Annotated in this window: 4 protein-coding genes and 1 pseudogene; 4 read left to right on the top strand and 1 reads right to left on the bottom strand. The window is 54.2% G+C overall.

Translation table 11 applies throughout. The features are described from left to right. Window positions 1–31 precede the first annotated feature (31 nt). From AC6CHM_RS20395 to AC6CHM_RS20410, 4 genes and pseudogenes are all read left to right on the top strand, one after another. Complete coding sequence (locus tag AC6CHM_RS20395) at window positions 32–1,432, top strand: hypothetical protein (RefSeq protein WP_498174453.1); 1,401 nt, start codon at window positions 32–34, stop codon at window positions 1,430–1,432. Window positions 1,433–1,525: 93 nt separating this feature from the next. Continuing rightward, window positions 1,526–1,657, top strand: a pseudogene (locus AC6CHM_RS20400) (GNAT family N-acetyltransferase); the annotation flags it as partial. Window positions 1,658–1,751: 94 nt separating this feature from the next. Next, window positions 1,752–4,253, top strand: coding sequence for an autotransporter outer membrane beta-barrel domain-containing protein (locus tag AC6CHM_RS20405; protein WP_498174455.1), 2,502 nt, complete (start codon window positions 1,752–1,754; stop codon window positions 4,251–4,253). A gap of 104 nt (window positions 4,254–4,357) precedes the next feature. Beyond that, window positions 4,358–6,244 (top strand): jacalin-like lectin, encoded by a 1,887-nt coding sequence (locus AC6CHM_RS20410; protein WP_498174457.1) that lies wholly within the window; start codon window positions 4,358–4,360, stop codon window positions 6,242–6,244. On the opposite strand, the gene AC6CHM_RS20415 is transcribed toward AC6CHM_RS20410, so the two are convergent. Then, window positions 6,235–6,502: hypothetical protein (locus tag AC6CHM_RS20415; RefSeq protein WP_498174459.1), on the bottom strand; the 268-nt coding region annotated here is incomplete at its 5' end. The genes AC6CHM_RS20410 and AC6CHM_RS20415 overlap by 10 nt on opposite strands.

Below are 6,502 nucleotides of genomic sequence, written 5' to 3' on the forward strand. Positions count from 1 at the left end.
ACGGCAGTTTCTCAAGCGAGAGTAGATGCAAATGAGCAGAGAGCTGCGAGATTCGGGTTGCGATAATGCTGTGGAGGAGGTCAGAAGAGCATTGTCTTTTCTTCTGCCCGATCTTGACGGGTTCTGGAGGCGTTCGCTCAAGGATTATGCCTGTGCAGTTTATGACAAAGGTGCCCGCGGCCAATGTCAAGTTCGCGACGAGGCAATGATCAGGCTGCAAAAGTTTGTCGCGCGCATTGCGACAAGGTCAGGAGCCAGTCTAGCCGATGCAGAGCGTGCAAGTGGGCAAATTGCGGCTTTGCCGATCATACAAAGCGGTCCTCACTGTCATTTGCTGATCGAGACGGATGCCTTCTATACGCACCTGTTCAGCGCACTCGGCCTGGTGGCCCACCATTGCTCATGGCATATCTGCTACAGTTCTTCGACGGTGAAGTTCGTAGAAAAATCCAAAAAAGGCCCCGGATGGCTTTCGCTCGGCAGCGAGGCGGTAAATGTTTTCGGTCTGTCGCGAAGCCGGATGGATCCTTTCAGTATTTGCGGCTTCAACGGGCGCTATCGATTTACCCTGTCCGGGCAAAAGGGTGAGCCAGCAAATGCTGCTGTCGCTAAGCTCAAAGTTATTTTGCCGGACCGGGACTTTCCGTCAGCAGCCGAGGCGATCAAAGCTGCCAATCAGATTCTGTGGCGCAGATCATTTCCTGCATCCCTCGGATTGCTGCAATTCGACGATATCGACGTTGCTGACCTCGTGGCGGAACATTTTGAGGATAAAGCATCCTGGCTGTCGGCCAGTTTTGCCGGCGCCGGTCTCTTCGCGAAAAACATACTAGGCGCGTCGAGACAGCTCAATGCAGGACCATGGGCGGGATGGGTGCGTCAAACAACGGATTTTTTCTGGGGCCTGGAGGGCGGCAGGATATATCCCCTGCGTTTGAACGACGGATTCCTCTCGGGCGGATCCGATACGAGCTTGAAGATAAGGTTTGAACCCGAAAGCATTGCAATCTCATTGCGCCAACGCAAACTGGTGCCCAATCTCCTGGTGACGTTTCTAGTGACGTCCATTCTTCCCGGGGTTCGTGTCCTCGGCGGCTGCCGGCAGGTCATATATTATCCCCTCATGCGCTATCTTGTTGCCAACGCACTCGCGGCTTCAGATGATCGCGATCTGCTTGACGCAATGCGTGCTGACGAGCGTCCGGGCATGTGGGGACATCGCGTCTTGCGGCCAAAGGACGGCTGTCCATTTCTGGAGATCGAGGAAAGCGGCGATGCGTTGGAGGTGGCTGCAAGACATGGCGGCAGACCGCTTGAAGGGGCCTGCGGAAACCTTGCCAGTTTTACCGGTGATTCCCTTTGGGCAGAATTGTCCACGCATATCCGCCGGCGTGCAATTCATCCTGCTTCTCCGGAGTGGCAATGGGCATAGTTCTCATGGGTTCCGGCGCGAATGCGACTGGAGGACTCTCGAACACCGTCGCTGACCTGTACCAAAAGAAACCTTCATTTATTGGAGTTGTCCATGGATACAACGGAAATATTGATCAGGCGGATTTTCCCTGATGAGTTCGAGATCTTCCGGCGCATCCGCCTCGAAGCCCTTCGTTCCGAGCCGGCTTCATTTGCAAGCCGCTTCGAGGATTGGGTCGCACTTCGATGGTGTGTGGAATGCGTCCGACCGCAGCTGGGCGAATATGGATGGTTCCCTGAGTGGCTCCTGGAACCAGAATTTCGCGATCTTCGCTGGCATGGCAGGCACGGTGCGAGTGGACAACACCGCCGGTGATATCTTCTTCACCGGCATGCAATTCATGACAGATGGCTATGAGATCGGTGGCGGCACGCTTACCACAAATATGGCAGAGACGGTCATCCGCACCGATGCGGGCGTCCGGACCACGATTTCAGCGGCAATCGCGGGAAGCGGCGGGCTGGTGAAATATGATTCAGGAACGCTCATCCTGTCCGGTAGCAACAGCTATACGGGTGGGACGGCGATCAATGGGGGCACCCTCTCGGTTTCATCGGACGTCAATCTTGGCAATGCGGCTGGTGGTCTAGCCCTTGATGGCGGGACGATACAAAACACGGCTGCATTCCAGACAGGGAGAACCGTCACCCTCGGGGCGGGGGGAGGAACCTTCCAGACCAACGACGATCTTGCTGTGAGCGGGCCAATTTCTGGCACCGGCAGTATCACCAAGACGGGAAACGCCACGCTGACGCTCACAGGCCTCAACAGCTATACGGGAAATACCCTCGTCGAAAGTGGCACCCTTATTGGCGATGTCAGCTCGATCCGTGGCAATATCAAGAGTGATGGAACCGTTATATTCAGCCAAGCCGACAATGCCGCCTTTGCCGGCAATATTGGCGGATCGGGCGATATGGTGAAGGATGGTGACGGCACACTGCTGCTTGGCGGGCACAGCTCGCTGGATTGGAAGATCGAGAAAGGCCTTCTGAACAGCGCGGCCGATCGGTTTGGTGGCAATGTCTCGATCGACGCAGGTAGTGGCCTCATCTTTGATCAGAGCGTCAATGCCACCTATGCAGGTATCGTCTCGGGCTCGGGTAATTTGGTCAAGAGTGGTGCAGCCGGGCTGGTGCTCTCCGGCGACTCTGCTGCTTTTACCGGCACGACAACCCTCGCTTCCGGCGTGCTTGCTGTGAACGGTACACTCAACGGTACCCTTGATGTGCTAGCCAACGGACGTCTTCAGGGTACGGGAACGGTCGGCACGACGATCCTGTCCGGTACAATTGCGCCGGGCAATTCGATCGGCACACTCACAGTCAATGGCGACTATACGCAGCTCGCCGGTTCCAGCTATGAGGTAGAAATCGATCCGAGCGGGAAGTCAGACCTGATAGATGTTAGCGGCGCAGCAAAAATCGAGGGAGGCACTCTCTTCGCCCTGAAGGCGCCGGGGGGGTATGATGCGGGAACACGCTATACCGTTCTGACCGCTGCCGAGGTGACTGGCACCTATGACGTGCTCGACCAGAATGCGCCCTTTGTCGACCTGACGATCACCTATGATCCCACTGCTGTCTATCTGGACGTTACGCGCAACGCTGTCTCTTTCTGCGATGTTGCCGCGACCGGCAACCAGTGTGCAACCGGTAACGGCGCAGAGAGCCTGGGGCTCGGTAACCCAGTTTATCATACCATTGCCGGCCTGCCGGACGGCGAGACAGCGCGCGCTGCCTTTGATCAGCTCTCCGGCGAGTTTCATGCTTCCGTAAAGGGTGCTATGCTGGAGGACAGCCGCTTCCCGCGTGAGGCAGCCACGGCACGCATCCGCGCTGCCTTTGAAGGTCCCGCGTCCAAGTCGCTGCCGGTTTTTGTCTATCGCCCCGAAGGAGAAGCAACGGCAGGAGAGGGCAAAAATGCAAGTGCTTTTGCTCTTGCTTCGAGCAATGTCGATCGTTTTGCCCTGTGGGCTCATGGCTTCGGCTTATGGGGTGAAATCGACGGAGACGGCAATGCAGCTTCTCTCGGCCATGATACGGGTGGGTTTCTTATCGGCGGCGATGCGCCGATCGGCAATTGGCGTATTGGCGCCCTTGCCGGCTATGGTCATTCGTCCTTTGACGTCGACGAGCGCGTATCGGCTGGATCCAGTAACAATTATCATCTCGGCATTTATGGCGGCGCGCAATGGGGCGCTTTGGGTCTCAGAACTGGTGCCGCCTACACCTGGCATAGGATTGAAACCGCCCGATCCGTTTCCTTCACCGGTTTTGCCGACCGATTGCTTGCCGATTATGACGCTGGCACCACACAAATCTTTGGCGAACTCGGTTATAAGATCGAACAGGGCAGTTTCGATTTCGAGCCGGTCGCGGGTCTTGCCTATGTGAACCTGCATACGGATAGCTTCGCGGAAAAGGGTGGTGCCGCGGCACTGACAAGCCAAAGTTCCGACATCGACGCAACATTTACGACGATCGGTTTGCGTACTTCGTCCAGCTTCGCATTAGCAACGATGAACGCATCAGTGCGTGGAATGCTGGGCTGGCGTCATGCTTTCGGCGATACGACGCCATTCGCGGCAAACGCTTTTGCTGGCGGCGAAACGTTCGTAATCGCCGGTGTGCCGATCGCCAAGGATGCTGCCATTTTGGAGGCTGGTATCGATCTTGCGGTTTCGCCCAATGCCAAGCTTGGTGTGTCCTATTCGGGGCAGATTGCAAACGACACCCGAGAGCATGGTTTCAAGGCCGATTTTACGATGAACTTCTGAGAAATACAGCATCGCTGAGATTGGCATACTGCAACACTGGCTGCATTGCAGAAAAGCTAAGGCGAGTGGCAATTTGTGTTCAGGTGTTATCAATGGAGGGATAAATGACAAATTCCGATTGTTGGGTCCAGTTTTGGGAAAGCGATGACTACAAAAAGGGGACGCGCCGATTTGATAAAGCAATAGATGTACCTAACATGTCGGAATACGAACTCGTAAATCCTGACGGGCGCGACAGAGAACTAGACGATAACGTTGACTCACTAAAGACCGGAGCGACCGGCTGGTTGGAACTGTACATTAAAAAGAACTATGACGGAAACGTCTTACGGGTCCCGCCGAACTCCAGCTATCCAAACCTCGATGACTACAACATGGGAGGCAATACGAACAGCTTTCGCCTCTTTAGTCAGCGACCGATCACCTGGCCTGTAACCGACATAGATGCCCCAGGCGAATGTTGGGTCCGCTTTTATGGCTCCCCTCGATTCTGCAGCGATTATCCAACTCGAGTCAACGGTCCCGGCACTGCCGATCGCTTTTCCTTGTGGGGTGGGACAAATGTACCGTGGTCACTCACTACGGGACCATCAACCTGGGTCAGGCTTTATTCCGATAGGGACTTCGGCGGTTCACCGATCAGTCTTGGACCCAACTCTTTGATACAAAATTTTTCAGCCGGATTCGCGATGTCGACACCACAGAGCCTGAGAGTATTCGACACTCGACCAAACGACTGGATCGCCAGCACCCCTAACGGGCAGAATGTCCAAACCCTGCTCAGTCTTGAGGAACAGAATGCAAGCGAATCCTTGGAGTCCTTAATAGCGGGGATCGCCGGTACCGTGCCCCAAGTTGGCACGGCGCTGGAGTGGCTCGTCGGCGCACTATGGCCCAGTCCCCAAGAACCGATGCAGGTATGGGACAGCATCAAGCTCTATATCGACGCGTTATTGAGCAGTCTGATCGAACAGGCTAAGGCCGATTACTTGCACAGCACGCTTAACGGAATCTACCGAGTCTTGATCTCCTACAATCAAGCCGAGTACGGAACTAGTCAAAAGGGAAGCCTGTTTTCGTCCCTTCTAACAGAAGTCCGCGCGGATCAGCCATATTTTGTAGATCCAGATGACCCATCGAGTACATTAATCTACATGATCCCCATGAGTACAATTCTCATCGTTTTGCTTAGGGAACAAGCCCTGTTTTACGAAGAAATTTACTTAGAAAAAGACAAAATAGCAGAAGAACATAAGAACATAGTTTCTGAAAACATCACACAGCTAACTGCACTGGCAAATTCTGGGGCGAAAGACGCGTTGGTTTGGCGTATAGGGCAGATTGAAATATCGGATGAAGGAGGGAGTTACTATGTCATCGACCCTCCGGCCAATTACAAATCTGGGAAATACCCTTCACTGGCATTTGCCGAGGAGCAGCTATTACAACGTCAATCATACGTTGGAAACGAATACAAAATTCAACTAGATGCCCTCCTGAGTCCCGTTCGATTGTGGAAATATCTTTGCGTTGAGAATACAAAGGTTCCGACCCGCGAATATCACCAGGTACAAAGCTTTCTCATCTCGGACAATGATCCGTCCCAAACACCTTTCAAGGATGACCCAAGTTCGCCGGTTACGGGTGTCGTCTTGCGGAGCGGTAGTATCATCGATTCTATTCAGATGATCTACGGCGGACAGCCCGGGCCAATACACGGCAGTCCGAGCAGTGGTAAATCCCATCACTGGAACTTCGAAGAGGGTGAAGCCATCATCGGAGTTTTTGGCGGTGCGGGGGGCGCCGTCGATCAACTGATTTTTCGCACAAACCTTGGTCGGGAGATCGGCACCGGAGGATCCGGCGGAAACTATTTCATTGCTTTGGCCCCGCAGGGGGTCAACGCCAGTCTCGTGCGAATTGATGGATATCAGTCTGAGAAAACCCTCGAAGCTATTCGCTTTACCTGGGCTTACCAGCGCTACGTGTAAAAACTGGAGGCCGCGATGGACGGAGAGCTATCGCTCGGCAGAAGCAGATCCAAGCCTGTCGCAGCTCGTATCTGAGGCGTTACTATAGGCGCCTTGTTTGTAAAAGTGAGGCTTTGAGATAGATTGTAGACATCTGCGCTACAATCGAAATCGGTCAAAACTGGCCTATTATCGGCATTTTCAAAGGAAGGGTTGCTGACAACTTCCCTGTTTGAACGCAGCAGTAATTCGTAAGCGTGTGTCGCATTGCTCTTAAAG

This window comes from Phyllobacterium sp. GQ127, from assembly GCF_059758635.1.